General features: G+C 34.4%; 16 protein-coding genes. 6 read left to right on the top strand and 10 right to left on the bottom strand.

All coding sequences use genetic code 11. The annotated features are described in order from the left end of the window. Positions 1-3,483, bottom strand: a complete 3,483-nt coding sequence (locus B5E95_RS02810) for a PD-(D/E)XK nuclease family protein (protein ID WP_087235523.1) — start codon at positions 3,481-3,483, stop codon at positions 1-3. A gap of 81 nt (positions 3,484-3,564) precedes the next feature. Here B5E95_RS02810 and mvk point away from each other — a divergent pair, with 81 nt between their 5' ends. The 4 genes from mvk to fni are packed head-to-tail and all read left to right on the top strand — an operon-like array spanning position 3,565 to position 7,591. Then, the gene (gene mvk, locus B5E95_RS02805; RefSeq protein WP_087176076.1) at positions 3,565-4,473 is read left to right on the top strand and encodes a mevalonate kinase; all 909 of its coding nucleotides are present in this window, start codon (positions 3,565-3,567) and stop codon (positions 4,471-4,473) included. After that, complete coding sequence (gene mvaD / locus B5E95_RS02800; protein ID WP_087235522.1) at positions 4,473-5,435, top strand: diphosphomevalonate decarboxylase; 963 nt, start codon at positions 4,473-4,475, stop codon at positions 5,433-5,435. The genes mvk and mvaD overlap by 1 nt, the downstream gene beginning before the upstream one ends. Before the next feature lie 43 nt (positions 5,436-5,478). Beyond that, positions 5,479-6,561 (top strand): phosphomevalonate kinase, encoded by a 1,083-nt coding sequence (locus B5E95_RS02795; protein WP_087235521.1) that lies wholly within the window; start codon positions 5,479-5,481, stop codon positions 6,559-6,561. Between the two features lie 13 nt (positions 6,562-6,574). Further along, entirely contained in the window at positions 6,575-7,591 is a 1,017-nt protein-coding gene (gene fni / locus B5E95_RS02790) for a type 2 isopentenyl-diphosphate Delta-isomerase (RefSeq protein WP_087235520.1), read from the top strand. Between the two features lie 235 nt (positions 7,592-7,826). Here fni and B5E95_RS02785 read toward each other — a convergent pair whose 3' ends face one another. From B5E95_RS02785 to B5E95_RS02775, 3 genes are read right to left on the bottom strand one after another with little or no spacing between them, the layout of a single operon-like run. Next, complete coding sequence (locus B5E95_RS02785) at positions 7,827-9,209, bottom strand: RsmB/NOP family class I SAM-dependent RNA methyltransferase (protein ID WP_087176072.1); 1,383 nt, start codon at positions 9,207-9,209, stop codon at positions 7,827-7,829. Continuing rightward, positions 9,190-10,167, bottom strand: a complete 978-nt coding sequence (locus B5E95_RS02780) for an ABC transporter permease (RefSeq protein WP_087235519.1) — start codon at positions 10,165-10,167, stop codon at positions 9,190-9,192. The genes B5E95_RS02785 and B5E95_RS02780 overlap by 20 nt, the downstream gene beginning before the upstream one ends. Further along, complete coding sequence (locus B5E95_RS02775) at positions 10,157-10,909, bottom strand: SAM-dependent methyltransferase (protein ID WP_087235518.1); 753 nt, start codon at positions 10,907-10,909, stop codon at positions 10,157-10,159. The genes B5E95_RS02780 and B5E95_RS02775 overlap by 11 nt, the downstream gene beginning before the upstream one ends. 85 nt (positions 10,910-10,994) lie before the next feature. On the opposite strand from B5E95_RS02775, the gene lepB reads away from it, so the two are divergent. Together lepB and B5E95_RS02765 are read left to right on the top strand one after the other, a co-directional pair. Beyond that, entirely contained in the window at positions 10,995-11,564 is a 570-nt protein-coding gene (lepB, locus tag B5E95_RS02770; protein WP_025005655.1) for a signal peptidase I, read from the top strand. A gap of 62 nt (positions 11,565-11,626) precedes the next feature. Next, complete coding sequence (locus B5E95_RS02765; protein ID WP_003627439.1) at positions 11,627-11,818, top strand: LBP_cg2779 family protein; 192 nt, start codon at positions 11,627-11,629, stop codon at positions 11,816-11,818. A gap of 48 nt (positions 11,819-11,866) precedes the next feature. Here the strand turns inward: B5E95_RS02765 and B5E95_RS02760 are convergent, their stop codons facing one another. Genes B5E95_RS02760 through B5E95_RS02735 form a run of 6 tightly spaced genes read right to left on the bottom strand, consistent with a single transcriptional unit; the run spans position 11,867 to position 16,840 of the window. Beyond that, positions 11,867-13,192: a replication-associated recombination protein A gene (locus B5E95_RS02760; RefSeq protein WP_087235517.1), complete on the bottom strand. Its 1,326-nt coding sequence runs from the start codon at positions 13,190-13,192 to the stop codon at positions 11,867-11,869. Positions 13,193-13,251: 59 nt separating this feature from the next. After that, entirely contained in the window at positions 13,252-14,064 is an 813-nt protein-coding gene (locus B5E95_RS02755; protein ID WP_233185788.1) for a hypothetical protein, read from the bottom strand. An 18-nt stretch (positions 14,065-14,082) separates the two neighbouring features. Next, the gene (locus B5E95_RS02750; protein ID WP_087235516.1) at positions 14,083-14,910 is read right to left on the bottom strand and encodes an ABC transporter permease; all 828 of its coding nucleotides are present in this window, start codon (positions 14,908-14,910) and stop codon (positions 14,083-14,085) included. Positions 14,911-14,920: 10 nt separating this feature from the next. Then, positions 14,921-15,766: an ABC transporter permease gene (locus B5E95_RS02745; protein ID WP_087235515.1), complete on the bottom strand. Its 846-nt coding sequence runs from the start codon at positions 15,764-15,766 to the stop codon at positions 14,921-14,923. Then, positions 15,766-16,473, bottom strand: a complete 708-nt coding sequence (locus tag B5E95_RS02740) for an ABC transporter ATP-binding protein (RefSeq protein ID WP_025005651.1) — start codon at positions 16,471-16,473, stop codon at positions 15,766-15,768. Before B5E95_RS02740 ends, B5E95_RS02745 begins: the two co-directional genes overlap by 1 nt. A gap of 1 nt (position 16,474) precedes the next feature. After that, positions 16,475-16,840 carry a GntR family transcriptional regulator gene (locus B5E95_RS02735; RefSeq protein ID WP_025005650.1) on the bottom strand — a complete coding sequence of 122 codons (366 nt, stop codon included), beginning with the start codon at positions 16,838-16,840 and terminating at the stop codon, positions 16,475-16,477. Positions 16,841-16,901 lie beyond the last annotated feature (61 nt).

The following is a 16,901-nucleotide window of genomic DNA, read 5'->3' as shown; positions in this document are numbered from 1 at the left end:
CTAATCCTTCTTTCCTAGTTTTTCCTTAATTTTAGCTAACAAATCTTTCTTACTCATGTTGCTAATCTCGTGATATTGATTATGTCTAAGCATGGCGTCAAAGAAGAAAATATCTTTAAAGTCTGAATATGTTAGAGCATTTTTGCTCCTGCCATAACGATATGGATTTAATTCAATTTGACCAGATAAAATCTGTCTAGAAGCTTCTTTAATAAGATATTCATCATATTCCAATAGCAACTGAATTTCTTCTTCGCTAAAGTTACGATCTGCTGGCAATTTAAAGCCGCCTTTTGCCTTGGTTCCTACTCCTGTATAAAGTTGAGAAGCTTGACTAGGCTTACCATCTAATAATGGCTCAGCTTCTAACAAAATTTCCGGATTATTACTAATTAGGCCCGTATACATCAACTTAGGCTTACTATCTATTGCATTTTCACGTAAGTTTAAGCTGCTATCAATTAACTTATTACTATTTAGTCTTTCTAGCTGTCTAGTAACTGTTTGATAAAAAGCACCTAATAGCGAAAGCTTGTCCTCTTCCGCAAAGAAATGATTATTATTAGTTAAAACATCCAAGTAAGAAACCATCTGAAGGGCGATACCGTTATAAAACATCCCTAAATCAAATTTTTTAGCAGAAGATTTGTAATCGATCACTTGCGCTAAAACTTGATCTTTATTAGCAAAATTAGCTAAATCTACTCGGTCTATTTTCCCGCGTAAATTAACTTGATGATTACCAGCTAAATCCGGAATATCTAAACTGATACCTTTAATTTTTTGATCTAAACCAAAACTTAATTCAGAATATTTGGCTCGCAGCGGTGTTTCAGCTAGTGATTTACGCCAATTTCGAGCTACCTTGGAAGTCGTATGATCTAAACAGTGGAATAAATACTGGTTAAACGGGTCATTCATCAATTGAGCATATTTACTTTCATCCTTGATAACATCTCTAACCTGATTAAGTTGCTGCTCAAGCTCTACACTACTTAAATCGGCCAAATCAAGATGCTGTTCATTCAATCGCTTAACTAACCGATCAAATGTCTCATGGAAATAATTTCCGGCTTGAATAACATCAAATTCATTTTCAAAGCGGCGCCGTAATTTTAACCCGTAGGTCAAGAAATACTCATAAGAATTTTCATAAAAAGTCTCCAACTGTGAAACTGATGAATACAAATTCTTACCATATAGTTCCGCTGCTAAATCTTCTCCGATATCTTCAGGCTGATTATCAAAGTCGCTTGCGTCAAGCACAACTTTTACTTTTTGTGGTAAATATTTCTGTGTAATTCTTAGAAGTTCATTTATTGCATCAGATGAAGCATTAGAATTCATATAGGCTAAGTAACCTAGGCTCGCATCAGGATTAGTTATGAAAGATAAAAGATCCTGCATCTTTTCTGGTAGATCATGTTGACTAAATTCAGGCGCACCATAATTTTGTAGACGCTGATAATAAATTGACGGATCTAATTTCTCATTTGATGCATTTAACACAGGATAAGAAATATACACTCTGTCCTGCGCTAAGGCTAAAGACAAGCCAAACTGATAATTTTGATCTAAATTATTTAGTCGCTGATTATCTTCCAAATATGCATCAGATTCAAAACTACTTTGCAATTGATTTAAATTTTCTGTCGTCAAAAAACCTGGCTTTTTTTCAATTGCAGGTAAATTTCCGCTTGTCGCACCAATAATAAAGACTTGCTTATACCCACTGGCTTGAACCATTCCCATTTCTGATAAGTTGACAGCATCAAGAGTTGAAGGGATTTGCGAGAAAGCAGCTTCCTTGAATGCGCTAATCATCATATTAAAAAATTCATCTAAATCAAATTGCTCTGGGTTAATTGCCAGATAATCTTTCAATAATTGAATCAGCAAGTCCCATAATTGTTCAGGTTGCTGTGCTTGTTGCAAATCACCAGATTCATTCGCATCATCGCGCCATTGTTCTAAACGCTCAGCAATTCCGTTCTTAGTCAAAAAATCAAAGAATATGGTTAGAGCTTTTTGACTATCCTTTTCTTGCTCTAATTTAGTAAACAAATTTGTAACTTTATCTACCAAATAACCACGTAATCGATCAATTTTGACCACTTCTTCATCAATTTTATCTAATCTGATAACTTCTGCACTTACAAAATCTGCAAAATGTTTTTTCCACAAATTATGATTAATTCCGTGAGCTAAAACAAAATTTTCTAATTCATCTACATCATGAATATACTCAGCTTCTTCTTTATACCAAGATGGGATGAGCAAATGCGTCTTTAATATGGCAAGCACACTCTGCGTCTGAAATGGACTATCCTTTAAGTCACGTAAATTGAACAGATTTTCAATCAATACAACTAGAGGGTGATATTTCATTTCCTGCTGCAAATCATTAAAGAAAGGAATATTATTTTGCCGCAAAATTGGCGTTAAATATGTCTCATATTCTTTCAAATCTGGTGCCAAAATCAGAAAATCACGGTAGCGATAATTATTCAGAGCCACTTGTTGATAAATTGTCCGCGCAACAAAATATGCTTCCGCATACCGAGAATCAGCTTTAACAAGTTGTACTTGATTTAATTCATCAACTTTAGGAATCGTTTCTGTCCAAAGGCTGTTTAGGATTTCACGTGAAGTAGGCTCAGCAGCAATCGGAAATTCATTTGCTACATAATCCATATCTCTCTCTTGCAAAAACGAAACTAATCGCTGGATAGTTTGTTGAATGACGTAATCATAATCTCCTTCTTCGGCTTTAGGATTGATGTTTCCTAGTCTCGTTTTAAAAGCCAGTGTTACATCTTTAGCTTTTCTCATTAAGATTTGAATAGTTAACATTTCCTGCAGAGAAAAATGAGAGAAATCACAGAAATAAAAACTAGCATGTTTTAAATCAGAATTTTTAGCTAAAATTTCATTCAACTGTACTTGTACTTCGTTTTTAGTTGAAAATTTGCCCGCTATTTCCTCAATAAAAGCATTATAAATAATCCGTAAATCATGAATTTTACTTTTAGTTTCTTGATCTAAATTAGTTTTATCTATGTTATCCAAATCCAAATTGCCGTCATACACTTGTAAAATCGTATTATAAAGTTGACGTACCATCCCTGAATTACTCTGTTCAAAGATAATCAGCTCGTCTTGCTTTTCCTCAATAATATGGGTTAGCAACATCGCACTAGCAGCATCATCTAATTGTGTAGGCAATCCCTGTTCAGCATCTTTTAAGAAAAACCACGATAAACGCGAGAACGATAACACGTACAGATTTTTGACTGCTGTCTCCGTTTGCTTTTTCTTAGATGCAAGTTTATTAATCGCTCTAACTTCTGTGGTAAACTTAATATGATTAGGAACGATGATAAAAGTTTTGTTTTCTGGGTGCTTTTGATAATTTTCAATCGCTGAGGCCAGAATTTTTTCTTGTAATGGGTCAGTTTGTCGTCCTGTTAAAATTTTGATCATTTGTTCGCACTTCCTTGTTTATTATTTTATCATAGCAAGGTTGATATCTTTTATTAAATCTATTTTAAGGATGATTAAAAAATGAAAACTAGTTTTTTAGCTCATGGGAAAGTAATTATTATTGGTGAACATTCTGTTGTTTACGGCTATGATGCTTTAGCGATGCCTATCAAAGCTTTGCATATTAAAACTACTGTCGAAAACAATTCTAAAATGTGGATGGATACCGCACGCTACCATGGCTCTTTTTATGATGCTCCGAGTGAATATGATGGTCTGAAGTATGTTGTCAAAGCTATGCAAAAAAAGGCAAACAACGATGAGCCATTAAAGATCACATATACTGGAGAAATCCCTATGGAACGAGGATTTGGCTCCAGCGCTACAGTTGCTCTAGGTACTACAAAGGCTTTAAACGAATTCTTTTCTTTAAATTTATCTGAATCTGAAATTATGGCAGTTACCAATCAGGCAGAAATGATTAATCACGGCAAGGCTTCTGGTCTTGATGCCGCTACAGTTAATTCCAACTACTTAGTATTTTTTAACAAAAAAATGGGACCCAAAGTTTTACAAGCTGAATTAGGTGCTACACTTTTAATTATGGACACTGGAGAATTAGGCAATACTAAGAAGGCTGTTACTCAAGTAAGTCAACTTTTAAGTGAATCAAAAGAGGCAAATGTTAATATGAAACGCTTAGGCGAATTAGCTGATCTGACAAAAAAAGCCTGGATTGATCATGATATCAAAACTGTAGGTAATATTTTTAATGAAGCACAAACGATTTTGCATTCTTTTAATATTTCAACTACCAAAATTGATCAATTACAAAAAATTGCTCTAGATAATGGTGCCCTTGGCTTCAAATTATCTGGTGGTGGCCTAGGCGGAATTACTATTGCTCTATGCGAGAACCAAGAAATCGCCAAAAACATTGCGGATAAATGTCAAGATCTAATTAGTAACTACTGGGTGGAGAAAATTTAATGTCAAAAATAGTACGTGCTCATACAAATATCGCTTTAATTAAATATTGGGGTAAAGCAAATGCGGAATTAAGACTTCCCTTAATGTCTAGTCTCTCAATGACGCTAGATGCTTTTTATACCGATACTACAATCGAAAAGACAAACGATGATCCTGCTTTTTATTTAAATGGAAAAAAGCAAGATTCTAAACAAAGCCAACGAGTTTTTTCATATTTGGCCAAACTTCAAAATAAATTTGGTTTTCATGACAACTTAATCGTTAAATCTGTTAATCATGTTCCAACCTCTGCTGGACTCGCCTCTTCTAGTTCAGCCTTCGCCGCATTGGCAGCTGCTTTTTGCCAATGCTATAATATCCAAGTTGACAAAAAAGAGTTGTCACGTTTAGCACGAAGCGGTTCTGGTTCTGCATGTCGCTCTATTTTTGGTGGGTTCTCGGTTTGGCAAAAGGGAGATTCCGACGAAAGTTCTTATGCATATGCTTTAGATGAACATCCTCAAATGGATCTACACCTTTTGGCTGTAGAATTAAACACTAAGCAAAAGAAGATTTCTTCTACTAGCGGCATGAAAGAAGCACAATCTTCTCCTTTCTTTAAGCCTTGGCTTGAACGCAATGAAAGTGAACTAAAGCAAATGATTACGTCCATTAAAAATAATGACTTTACCGCATTAGGTGAACTAGCAGAATTAAATGCTAATGAAATGCATGCCATCAATTTAACCGCTCAACCTGAATTTACGTACTTTGAACCAGATACAATTCGCGCCATTAAATTAGTTGAAGATCTTCGCAAAGAAGGAATTGAATGCTACTATACTATAGATGCTGGTCCAAACATTAAAGTTCTTTGCCGGTTAAGAAATAGCAAAGAAATTGTTGAACGCTTTAAGTCAGTATTTAATAATGTTAATATAGTGATTGCAAATTTTGGTCCTGGTATTACCTACTTGGATTAATCGTTGTAATAGAAAGTTAATTAGATTCGAGGATTTAATTCTTTTGATAACAGAAAAAGCACCCGGAAAATTATATATCGCTGGAGAATACGCCGTTTTAGAACAAAACTGTCCTGCTGTTTTAGTTGCCGTAAATCAATTTGTACATGTTTCAATTACTAAAAGCAAGACTTCTACGGGCTTAATCCACTCTAAACAATATTCACAAGATTCTATTCACTGGATCCGTCAAGGTTCTAAGATGGTAATCGATAATCGTGATAACCCATTTGAATACATTTTATCTGCAATTTCTTACACAGAACAATATTGTATTGAACAAAACATTAAGATGAAAGTCTACGATCTGCATGTTAATTCAGATCTAGATTCTGCTGATGGTAAAAAGTATGGTTTAGGTTCAAGTGCCGCTGTCACTGTAGCTACGGTTAAAGCTATTTTACACTTCTATGGTGTCAAAATGAGCAATGAACTAGTATATAAATTATCTGCCATTTCCCATTATTCTGTCCAAGGTAATGGTTCTGCTGGTGACATTGCAGCTAGTGTTTATGGTGGTTGGCTAGCCTACCAAACTTTTGATAAAAAATGGCTACAATATGAATTAGCTAATAAAACCTTATCAGAAGTCGTAAATGAAGCTTGGCCAGGACTTAAGATTGAGTTGCTAACCCCACCTCACGATATGAAATTAATGATTGGTTGGAGTCAAAAGCCAGCATCAACTTCTCGTTTAGTTGATGAAACCAACGCTAATAAGGCAGCTTTAAATATGGAATACAAAAACTTCTTAGCTGCTTCTAGAGAATGCGTATTAAAGATGATTGCCGGCTTTGAGGCAAATGATATTCCATTAATAAAGAAGCAAATTCGTGTTAATCGTCATTTATTACAACATTTTGCTAAAATTAACCAAATTGCCATTGAAATTCCACGTTTGACTCAATTAATCAAAATTGCTGAAGACTTTGGTGGTGCCGCTAAAACTTCTGGTGCTGGTAATGGTGACTGCGGTATTGTAATTACTGGTGCTGACACTGATGTTGATGCATTAGAGAATGAATGGCGCCGCAATGGGATTTTACCTTTGAACTTTAGAGTTCACCAAATTAGCCTTGCTAACTAATTGGAGAATCAATATGTCAATTAGATCTGAAAGAAAAGAAGAACATCTGAAATTAGCTCAGATGTTTTTTAATGAAGAAAAATATAATAGTTTTGATCAAATGCATCTGTTACGCCCTGCTCTACCAGAGAGGAAAGTTGATCGCACTATTTTGGCAACAGAAATGTTCAACAAAAGCGTTTCTGCTCCTTTTTTTATCAATGCAATGACAGGTGGATCAAAGCAATCCTTAATAATTAATCAGGCTCTGGGAAAGATCGCACATCAAGAAAAGATTGCTCTAGCTCTTGGTTCTGCTAGCATTTTAGCTAAGGAAAAGGATCAATTAGAAAGTTTTTATGTTGCTCGCAATGAAGATCCAAATGGCGTTTTAATTGTCAATGTTAATCCAGAAACTCCCATTAGTGCAATTAAACAAACAATAAATGAATTGCAAGCTGATGCATTACAGATTCACCTTAATACAGTCCAAGAAATTGCAATGCCAGAAGGTGATCGTGACTTTATTTGGCTCGATAAAATCAAGAATATCCTCGATCAAATTTCCATCCCCGTGATTATTAAGGAAGTAGGATTTGGTCTTGATCAAAGCAGCATTCACCTGCTTAAAGAAAATGGCATTAAGTACTTTGACATTGCAGGTGCTGGGGGAACAAATTTCGCTCAAATTGAAAATGCACGTAATTCACGGGATGTTTCTTATCTAGAAGACATCGGATTACCTACTGTTGTTTCAGCCTTAATGGCACAAAAAGAAAACGTTAATTTTATTGTTTCAGGTGGTGTATGTAACCCGCTAGATATTTTAAAAGGGCTAGCTTTAGGTGGACAATTTGTTGGTATTTCTAATGTATTCTTGCAGAAATTCAACAAGAATGGTTTTGAGGGACTTCAAACCTTAATCAGCGATTGGAAAGATGAATTAGCTGCTTTAATTGCGATTTATGGTAAAAACGATTTGGCATCCCTACCCCAAATAAAAAAATACTATGATCTACAACTAAAGAACCAAATAGATCAATTAATTTAATATCAAAAAGGCACTAGACAATCTAGTGCTTTTATTTTACATAATTTTTATTATTTTGGTCTCTATATCTTTCTTACTTTTATTTTTATTGTAGAAAAGAAAAAGGATTAAGCATTTCTGATCCCCGGATCTAATGCTTAATCCTTTTAATATTTATTTAGTTCTTTTTCTTACGGTCCAAGCCGAAGATTGAGAAACAGTCGAAAAATTTCTTTTATAGCCGCAACTGCCGCAATTATTTTCTAAGTCCTTTAGGATAGAAATTTTTCAAAATTCCATTACCAGTAATTTTGCCAAAACTAAAAATCATTTGACTATAACTAACCAGCACAAAACCACGCAAATCACTTTGGACCTTAATCGTTTCTCCATGTAAGTACTTTTGGTAATCATCCAAGGTTGCCAAATCAACTACACATGTCTGCTCCAATTGACCTAATACTTCTGCAAGTTGATGACCCGGTTCGAATCTCTTTTTCTTTAGAATTCCTAATTCGACACCATTATTAACAATGTGCAGCTTAGTCTTTTCAGGTAAAACAATCGCAGGAATAAAGACATGATCATTTCTAACCATTGCTTTTTTAGACCAATCACTCAAACTAGTAGGCAAATTAAATTGATTAATCACCTCTGCAACTAGTTCTTGTTCGTTCTTAGTCAAACGCAATGGATTCTTTTTTTGCTTTTTCTTTTTACTCTTTTTGGTTACAACTTCTACATTGCCACCATTTTTCTGCAATACAGCAGCAAACTGACCTTCACCGACTCCATCTTGTGGCCAAAATCTAAGCGTTTTGGTTAATTCTGGATTATTATCACTCCACTCAGGATGACCTAGACTTATTCTTTCATCTTTGATTCCAGTATCTAAAATACTAAAATCGTGTTCATTAACTAACCAGCTAACAATTTGTTCATCTTCTTCTGGAGCAAACGTACAAGTCGAATAGATCAAGCGTCCATTTGGCTTGAGCATCTTAACTGCTTCGTTCAAGATATCTTTTTGTCTTCTTTGACATGTCAAAACATAATCTTGAGACCAATAATCAATTGCTTCAGGATTCTTTCTAAACATCCCTTCCCCACTACATGGAGCATCAACTAAAATTACGTCAAAAAATCCTGGAAAAACTGGTGATAATGCTTCTGGACTCTCATTAGTAATCAGTGCATTGCTTATTCCCCAACGCTCAATATTTTCTCTCAAGGCTTTAGCTCTAGTACCTGAGATTTCATTAGCAACTAACAGTCCTTCATTTTCTAGCTGCTCTCCTAATTCAGTTGTTTTCCCACCAGGAGCAGCACAAAGATCTAATACCCTGTCTCCAGGCTTAACACCGCTCAACGCAGCAGGAAACATCGCAGCAGGATCTTGCGAATAAACGTATCCACTTACCCATTCAGGATCTTCACCGCTTATTTCGCCATAATATGCATCCCTAAGATCAGGAATTGGTTTATTTAAGTCATAAGATAATTTGATCGGATTCTTTAACGTATTAATTCTAAAAGCCTTTTTGCTTTCTTCATTCATTGCCGTAAAAAGTGCTGTCGCTTCTTTATCGCCTAATAATTTTTCGTATTTTTCTTTAAATTCAACGGGTAGCTTTAACAACTTTTTTATCCTTTCTTATTAAGTGATATAACGTGATACAAAATGCCACTACATTCATTAGCCATGCCACAAGTAAAACTATGCTCAACACACTAGCCACTGAATAAAATGCATGCCATCTTAAAAAGATATATGCTAAAAGTCCACAAACGCCTTCTACCATTAAAGTACGAGCACTACGATTAATTACCCAATTGCGGAATAAATCGCCATGAAGGTGGGTTAATTTAGCTTGTCGCATCATTAAAATTGCAAGTACTATATTAGTTACCACACCTAGTATCATGCAAGTTATTAACATTAAAATATTAGGCAATACTGACAAGCGGTCACGGTGATGTTCCTGTACAAATGAAGGAATATGAAGCTTAGTGTGATAATGTTTAGCTATCTTACTAATTACATACGGAGTACTATCAATCACTATCCTATAATTTCTTAACTGATCTCGTGCTGTAGGCTGATTTACTCCTGTGCTCAGATAATATTTATCCATTTCAACTTGAGGATAATTTTTAAACGTGCCAATTACAGAATAATAATTTCGCCCTAAAACAACATATTTATTATTTTGTGCTTCTAAAACATTGATCTTAGCGGTAGGACCTAATACAGCAAATGAGACTTTCCCTTCAAAATCATCTGGAGAAAAATAGCGTCCTGTTTCTGTCGGCAAACTTTTTACCACATGATTACTCCAGACTAAGACCTGCTTTTTTTCATAATTACTATCGAAGTGTAATTGAATCTGATGATTTTTATAGTTCTTATTTAGGTAACGTAAAAAAGAACTAATGCTTTCATCGCTATTTGTTCTAAAATAGCGTGTATTGTTAGTCAGCCCATGGGCTTCTAATACTTCATCTGCATAATCAGATTGAATATTAGAAATCATAGTGCCTATTCCCAAAAACATAATTAACGGTACTAAAAGTAAAAAAATTCTTTTAAAATTCATTATCTATCTCAAATATCCGTTCATCAATAAAATCAAAACTTTGAAATGAACTATTAATTTCATTCAAAGCTGCTGTATGTTTAAACCAATTACGTTGCCAGAATTCTGGCGAATTAGTTGCCCCATCTTCTTCACCAATGAAGATAAAATGCTTTGCATTACTATATTTTTGCCATGCATCAATTGCCGTAAGATCACTTTGACCGAAATTGGGTGACCAAGAGCAAAGAATCAAATCCACATCGGAATACTTTTTTATTGCTTGCGCTGCTTCTAAATTAATAACTGGATGAAATGGCTCTGCACCTGTTGATGAAGTCTTAGCCCATTCTAAGGAATCCGTACTTATTGTTTGAATTCCAACATTTGCTAGTGTACTTGACCAATAAGCATTGCCAGCCATAATTTCCAAAGCAGTATCAATCTGCATCTTATCTTTTATCAAAGCTGCCGTTTTTAAATTGGCTATTGACCAAATGCCATATTTCAAAGATAAGTATTGCCGAAAATTATTAAATAAGTTATTAATATCGGTTAATTTTCTTTTTTGATTATTTCCGATTTCTTTTAAAACATCTTCAAATTGATCTGGTAATAATCCCAATTTATCTGGTGCAGCTTTTAACGGCTTACCATTACCAACGTAATGATCAATTTGCTTTATTTCTTCTACTTGACCATGTATCATAGGATGATTAATTTCATCATCTAACATAGTTAATTTGTGCAAATAATTCGTCATATCTTCCTACCTTACCTAATGATTTTACCATTCAAAGTCATAGAAATCAGTTATAATAAAAATAGCAAATAAAAGGAGATTGTTTATGGGAGAAAAAACTAAGAAGAAAAATGAAGACGAAGAAAGCATAGGTCATTTTGTTCTCGATATAATCATTATGTTTGCGATTTTGATGGGGATTTACTATTTTGTATTTAGCTTTTTCCTTTCAAATGAAACAGTTTCTGGCCCCTCAATGCAGCCAACATTTGAAAATGGTGATCGTTTAATTGCCGTTCGTCATTTTACGCCTAAGCGCAATGATATTGTGATTTTAAAAGCTCCTGATCAAAAAGGCGCTTTATATATCAAGCGTGTAATTGGCACGCCTGGCGATATGGTTACTTCAAAAAATGATAAGCTTTACATTAACGGTAAGCAAATCGCTGAACCATATTTGAATAACAAGTATGAAAAGCAAGCTCATCGTTTAGGAGAACTATATACTAACAATTTTACATTAAAAGAAAAAGTACCTAAGAATCACTACTTCGTCATGGGTGATCATAGAGATGTTTCTAAAGATTCTCGTTACTTTGGCTTTGTTAAACGGAGTGCACTTATTGGGAAAGTTGTCTTCCGCTACTGGCCATTTACTCAGTGGAAAACATTTTAATTATTTAAAAGTTTTATTTTGTATATAATTTGATTAAAATTAAAGTGTAAGGAGAGATTATTATGAATGAGCAACAAGAAGAATTATCGAACGCAATTATTGATTTTCAAGTTAAACACCATGTTAATGATACTGATTTAGCTTTTGCTAGTCACCTATCTGTTGAAAAGGTGCATGCAATGAAAACTGGTGATGGGGAATTCACCAACGAAGAAATTAATCAACTTTATGACTATATGTCTGCTAATGCTTAATTAGTAATCATAAAAAAGGCTTCACTCTTAATTTGAGTGAAGCCTTTTTTATCCGTGTTTTTCATGCCAAGCCTTAATTTGAGCTAGCCTCTTCTTAAATCGAATTTCATTTCCCTGATCACTAGGATGATAGAATACCTCGTCTTCTATCTCTGGCGGCATAGTTTTCATATTGGTCAATTTATCCGGACTGTCTTGAGCATATTGATAATCTTCACCATAATGCAAATCCTTCATCAACTTAGTTGGTGCATTCCTAATCTGCAATGGAACTGGGAGATTCCCTGTCTTCTTAATTAATTTCTTTGCCTTTTTTTGTGCTACATAAACTGAATTAGATTTTGGTGTAGAGGCCAAGTAAATCACACATTCTGTTAAATGAACTCCACATTCTGGCAAACCGATGTATTTACATGCTTGAAAAGTATTAATTGCGACATTTAAACTATTGGTATCTGCTAAACCCACATCTTCACTAGCAAAACGAACTAGTCTTCTAGCAATATATAAGGGATCCTCTCCGCCCTCAATCATACGGTTAATCCAGTAAACAGCTGCATCAACATCACTGTTACGCATTGATTTATGCAAAGCTGAAATTAAATTATAGTGCTCTTCACCATGTTTGTCATAACGTAAAGATTTAGTATCAATTAACTGACTTAAAATATCATCATCAACTACAACGGTCTTACCAGATTTTTTACCATTCAAAACGGCAATTTCAAGAGTATTTAGACTGCTACGTGCATCCCCATTACCAAAGATTGCAATCTTACGTAAAGCCTCATCTGAGATTTTTATATTAAATTCAGGAAAAGCATTTGGATTCTTTAACGCTTGTTTTAAAAGTTGAATGATATTATCGGTAGTCAAAGAGTGCAACACGAATACCTTCGCTCTACTTAAAAGCGCCGAATTTACTTCAAAAGAAGGATTTTCGGTTGTAGCACCAATCAATGTGATACTCCCCTGCTCCACAAACGGCAAAAAAGCATCCTGTTGAGCTTTATTAAAACGGTGAATTTCATCAATAAAGACAATTGTCCTCTCACCAAATTGGCGATTTTGCTCTGCCTCTTCCATAATTTTCCGAATATCTTTGATTGAAGAAGTAACCGCACTAAAGGTGATAAAATGCGCCTTCGTGCGTTTAGCGATGATTTCAGCAAGAGTTGTCTTGCCTGTGCCAGGTGGTCCCCATAGAATTAATGAGGGCACCTCATCCTTCTCAATTAATTCACGCAAGATCTTATCTGGACCGATTAAATCATCTTGACCAACGAAATCTGCTAAGGATTGTGGACGCACGCGGTCTGCCAATGGCGTATTTTTATTTTGATTTGCTAAAGAAAATAATGATTCTTCTTTCATAACTTTACCTCAAAATCATTATAACAAGAAAAACAGCCATCTTAATGATGACTGCTTTTTTAATAATTTGCGATTTTAGGTTCCACAAAGCTATGAACAAACCAGAGATCAATACTGTCAAATATAAGATTAACAATAAATAAAATCAATGTGTCCAACCACATTGGATCATACTGCCAAATTATATTAGCGTGAGGCGACATGCGCTTAATATCGATCAAAGTTTCTAAATGAGAGAAAATAATTAAACCTGAATACACAGCAACAACTACTAAGATTGCGATTACTAGTAATCTAATCCACAACGTGCTTTTAAATGGAAGAAAATCTGTGATCATCCTTGAAGCAAAGTTAGCAAAACTAACAAAAAGATAAATAAGTAAAATGATCATAATGATAAAGAGCCAATGTAATAAAACATCTCTCATTAAATCATAGTGTGCTGGCCAAAGCTGAAAATCTCGATAGACTTGAATAAAACTGTTTAATCCGTAACCTGGCAGCAACAAGATCCCATTAATAATTTGTTGCAAGAAAAAGAACAAAGCACAGGCAACCATGCTTGTAGACACATTGGCTAGATAAGTCTTTCTTTCATCAGCAGCTACTAAATGCCAGCTCTGACTCAAGTTAATCTTTTCATTTTGCCAGCAGGTCGCTGCACAAAAGGCAATGTCAAAATAGATGGTCAGCCACATGTAAGTATCTTCCCAGTATCCTGTTAAACCTGAATTAACTGAAAAGTTACTGGGCATGGTTATTCTCAATACGGTCATAAAAATGACTGTAAAAATGTTAACTACAAACAGCAAATAAATATAACGCTGTTTTTGTGACCACATCTGTTTAAATAAATTCCAAAAACTAGTCAAGTTTCTCACTTTCCTATCTTATCTTATCTTGGGTTCAACGAATTTTTGTACTAAGTAAGAGTTAACTATCCCTAAAATTAGTGAACCAACAAAGTATTCAATAGTAATCATTGGGAATGTATCACCACTGTATGCTCGATTTTTCATCATATGATTGATATACATCGTAGTTATTTGATCATTAATTCTAAAGGCAATGGTGACACCTACGATTACCAAGATTGCCATAACAAAAATCTTGATCACAGTTGAGTTCTTACCAAGTAATTGATCTGTAATAGTTCTGGTCAAAAAATTGGCAAAACTAACAAAACAAAAGATGATTAAAACCAATCCAATTAGCCAAAAGATCAATTCAAAAAAGCCTGCATAATCAGACCATGAATTGAAGCCGGAGGTTTGATTGAAAATTTTGACTATATTATAGCCATAGCTAAGGCAATCAATTACAAAGACAATGATCCCCAGCACAACTTGAATGACAAAGATATATGCGCATTCAACCAAACTGGTAAAAATATTGATCCACCAAAGCTTAATACTTGATACTGGTATCAACTGCCAAGTCTGACTCAAATTAATCTTTTCATTTTGCCAGCAAAGTAAGCCAAGAAAAACAACATCACCAATAGCAGTAGTCATTATTCCTAAGGCCAAAATAACATCCCAAAACCTAGGATGTGAACCTTGACCAAACACCAAATAGCCTTTAGTAAAATTGTTGCTAGTGATCAGATCCATTAAAAAAATAAAAATCACTGCAAAGGTTTGTACCAATAATACTAGATGAGCATAGCGTCGTTTCTGGACAAACATTTGCCTAAATAAGGCTGAAAAACTAGTCATAAGTACCTCCTTAATTTTGCTTTGCTTCGACAAATTTGTTCAAGAGCAAAATATCAATCAAGGTTACTACCACATCAAAGAGTAAAAATGCTACTAATGTACCACTCATTTGCAAATCATTATTACCATCAGTTAAGAATGGAATAAAATTACTAATTGCACCAAAAACAACTGTAGTTGCTTTACTTAATAACCAAATAATCGCAATAATAATTACTACTCTAACGATAAACATAATAAATTTGCTAGAACCGTTAGGCAAAAAGTCCATAATACTGCGGCTGCTTAAGTTAATAAGGCTAACAATGGCATACCAAGCATAACCGAGTAATATTACTAAAACTAAAGCTCCAAGCAGACTCCACCAGTCTTGTACAGCTAAGCGGTGACTTTCCTCAAAGAAACCAGACAAATTCTTTCTAACTTCATTCACCGTTAAGACAGGTAAACAAGTAACTGCTACGGTAATTCCTTCCAAGATGATTAACCACAGATAAGAAATAAAAGCAGTCCCAAAATTACTTAGCAAAAATTCAGTATCATTAATAGGAATCAGTCGCCAAGTTTGACTACGGTTAATCTTTTCATTCTTAACGGATGAAATAATCCAGTAGACAAAGTTTGCAAAAAATGATGTGATAAACATCATGACACCAAAGATCAATAAGTAAGCAATCAAATGGTTAGTTACCTCACGATGACCATTAATCATCATGACATTGGGTTCGCCTCTCATGGAAAAAATCATCCAAAGCGAAAAGCACAAACTTGAAAATGCTTGAATCAAATAAATTAGATAAACTGCCCTACTTTTTTCTTGAAACATCCTGTTGAACAAAGTATTGAAACTAGTCATTATTCATCATCCTCATCTGCATAAAAACTTTCATAGTATTCTTCAATGCTCTTATGATTTTGACGGATATCATCAGCTGATTTATGTTCTAGAACTGTATGATCTTTTACAACAACTACTTCATCAAGCAATGATGAAATTTCGTTGACAAAGTGATCTGAAATTAAAATTGTGGCCTTTTCTTCTTTCCAAAGAATAATAGAGTTGATGATCTTCTTACGTGCCATCGCATCAATTCCACCAAAAGGTTCATCAAGTAAGTACAAATCAGCTTTGCGTGCAAAGGTCAATGCAATAATCAACTTTTCTCTCATACCACGTGATAATTGACTGAGTTTCATTTCTGGATCAAGCTTCATGAACTTACGTAATTCAGTAAATTCATTTTCATCAAAATCTTGAAAAATGATGGCATAAAACTTAACCACGTCCTTAATCTTAGTGGAGTCACTGAAACCAGTTAAGCCATCAGTAAAGGACAATTTAGCCTTTCTCTCGGCTTCTTTAGTTGAACCTTCAAGATTGACTTCACCGCGATAATTCTTTGCGACGCCGGCAATAATTCGCATCAGAGTCGTCTTACCAGCACCATTTTCACCTAATAAAGCAACGATTTTACCTGAAGATAGATTTAAATTTACATCTTTTAAAATCATCTTCTGATTCTTTTTATAAGATAAATCTTTGACCTGTAATAAATCTGACATTTTACTCCTCACTTTCCTTTAAATACTTTTCCAAAACTGTCACTAAACTATCTCTTTCAACACCTAACTTAGCCATATTCTGAACAAACTCATCTAATTGATTATCAATCAATGTTTGCTTAGTTTTGGCTAATAATTCTATATCTTCAGTAACAAAATTACCTTCGCCTCTCTTAGTGTAAAGAATGCCTTGATCGTTCATCTGTTGCAAAGCACGTTGAACTGTATTAACGTTAACTGTCAATTCAAGTGCTAACTTTCTTACAGATGGGATTTTCTCTCCTGCTTTCATCTTCCCCAAAGCAATTTGACGATATAAATATTGTTCAATTTGAAGATAAATGGGAATATTATCTTTAAATTCCATTTACTCACCTTCTGTTTTTAGCTGTATTACATATCTATTACACTAATAATATAACTATCTT

The organism is Lactobacillus gallinarum, from assembly GCF_002160635.1.
Lineage (GTDB): Bacteria > Bacillota > Bacilli > Lactobacillales > Lactobacillaceae > Lactobacillus > Lactobacillus gallinarum.
The sequence above is the reverse complement of the archived record's forward strand: the minus strand, read 5'-3'. Positions and strand labels throughout refer to the sequence as shown.

Excerpts from the sequence above, each read along its gene's own strand:
- mvaD (WP_087235522.1), top strand. The coding sequence starts at position 4,473 with ATGTCAAAAATAGTACGTGCTCATACAAATATCGCTTTAATTAAATAT.
- fni (WP_087235520.1), top strand. The coding sequence starts at position 6,575 with ATGTCAATTAGATCTGAAAGAAAAGAAGAACATCTGAAATTAGCTCAG.
- B5E95_RS02775 (WP_087235518.1), bottom strand. The coding sequence starts at position 10,909 with ATGACGAATTATTTGCACAAATTAACTATGTTAGATGATGAAATTAAT.
- B5E95_RS02780 (WP_087235519.1), bottom strand. The coding sequence starts at position 10,167 with ATGAATTTTAAAAGAATTTTTTTACTTTTAGTACCGTTAATTATGTTT.
- mvk (WP_087176076.1), top strand. The coding sequence starts at position 3,565 with ATGAAAACTAGTTTTTTAGCTCATGGGAAAGTAATTATTATTGGTGAA.
- B5E95_RS02745 (WP_087235515.1), bottom strand. The coding sequence starts at position 15,766 with ATGACTAGTTTCAATACTTTGTTCAACAGGATGTTTCAAGAAAAAAGT.
- lepB (WP_025005655.1), top strand. The coding sequence starts at position 10,995 with ATGGGAGAAAAAACTAAGAAGAAAAATGAAGACGAAGAAAGCATAGGT.
- B5E95_RS02735 (WP_025005650.1), bottom strand. The coding sequence starts at position 16,840 with ATGGAATTTAAAGATAATATTCCCATTTATCTTCAAATTGAACAATAT.
- B5E95_RS02740 (WP_025005651.1), bottom strand. The coding sequence starts at position 16,473 with ATGTCAGATTTATTACAGGTCAAAGATTTATCTTATAAAAAGAATCAG.
- B5E95_RS02750 (WP_087235516.1), bottom strand. The coding sequence starts at position 14,910 with ATGACTAGTTTTTCAGCCTTATTTAGGCAAATGTTTGTCCAGAAACGA.
- B5E95_RS02810 (WP_087235523.1), bottom strand. The coding sequence starts at position 3,483 with ATGATCAAAATTTTAACAGGACGACAAACTGACCCATTACAAGAAAAA.
- B5E95_RS02760 (WP_087235517.1), bottom strand. The coding sequence starts at position 13,192 with ATGAAAGAAGAATCATTATTTTCTTTAGCAAATCAAAATAAAAATACG.
- B5E95_RS02765 (WP_003627439.1), top strand. The coding sequence starts at position 11,627 with ATGAATGAGCAACAAGAAGAATTATCGAACGCAATTATTGATTTTCAA.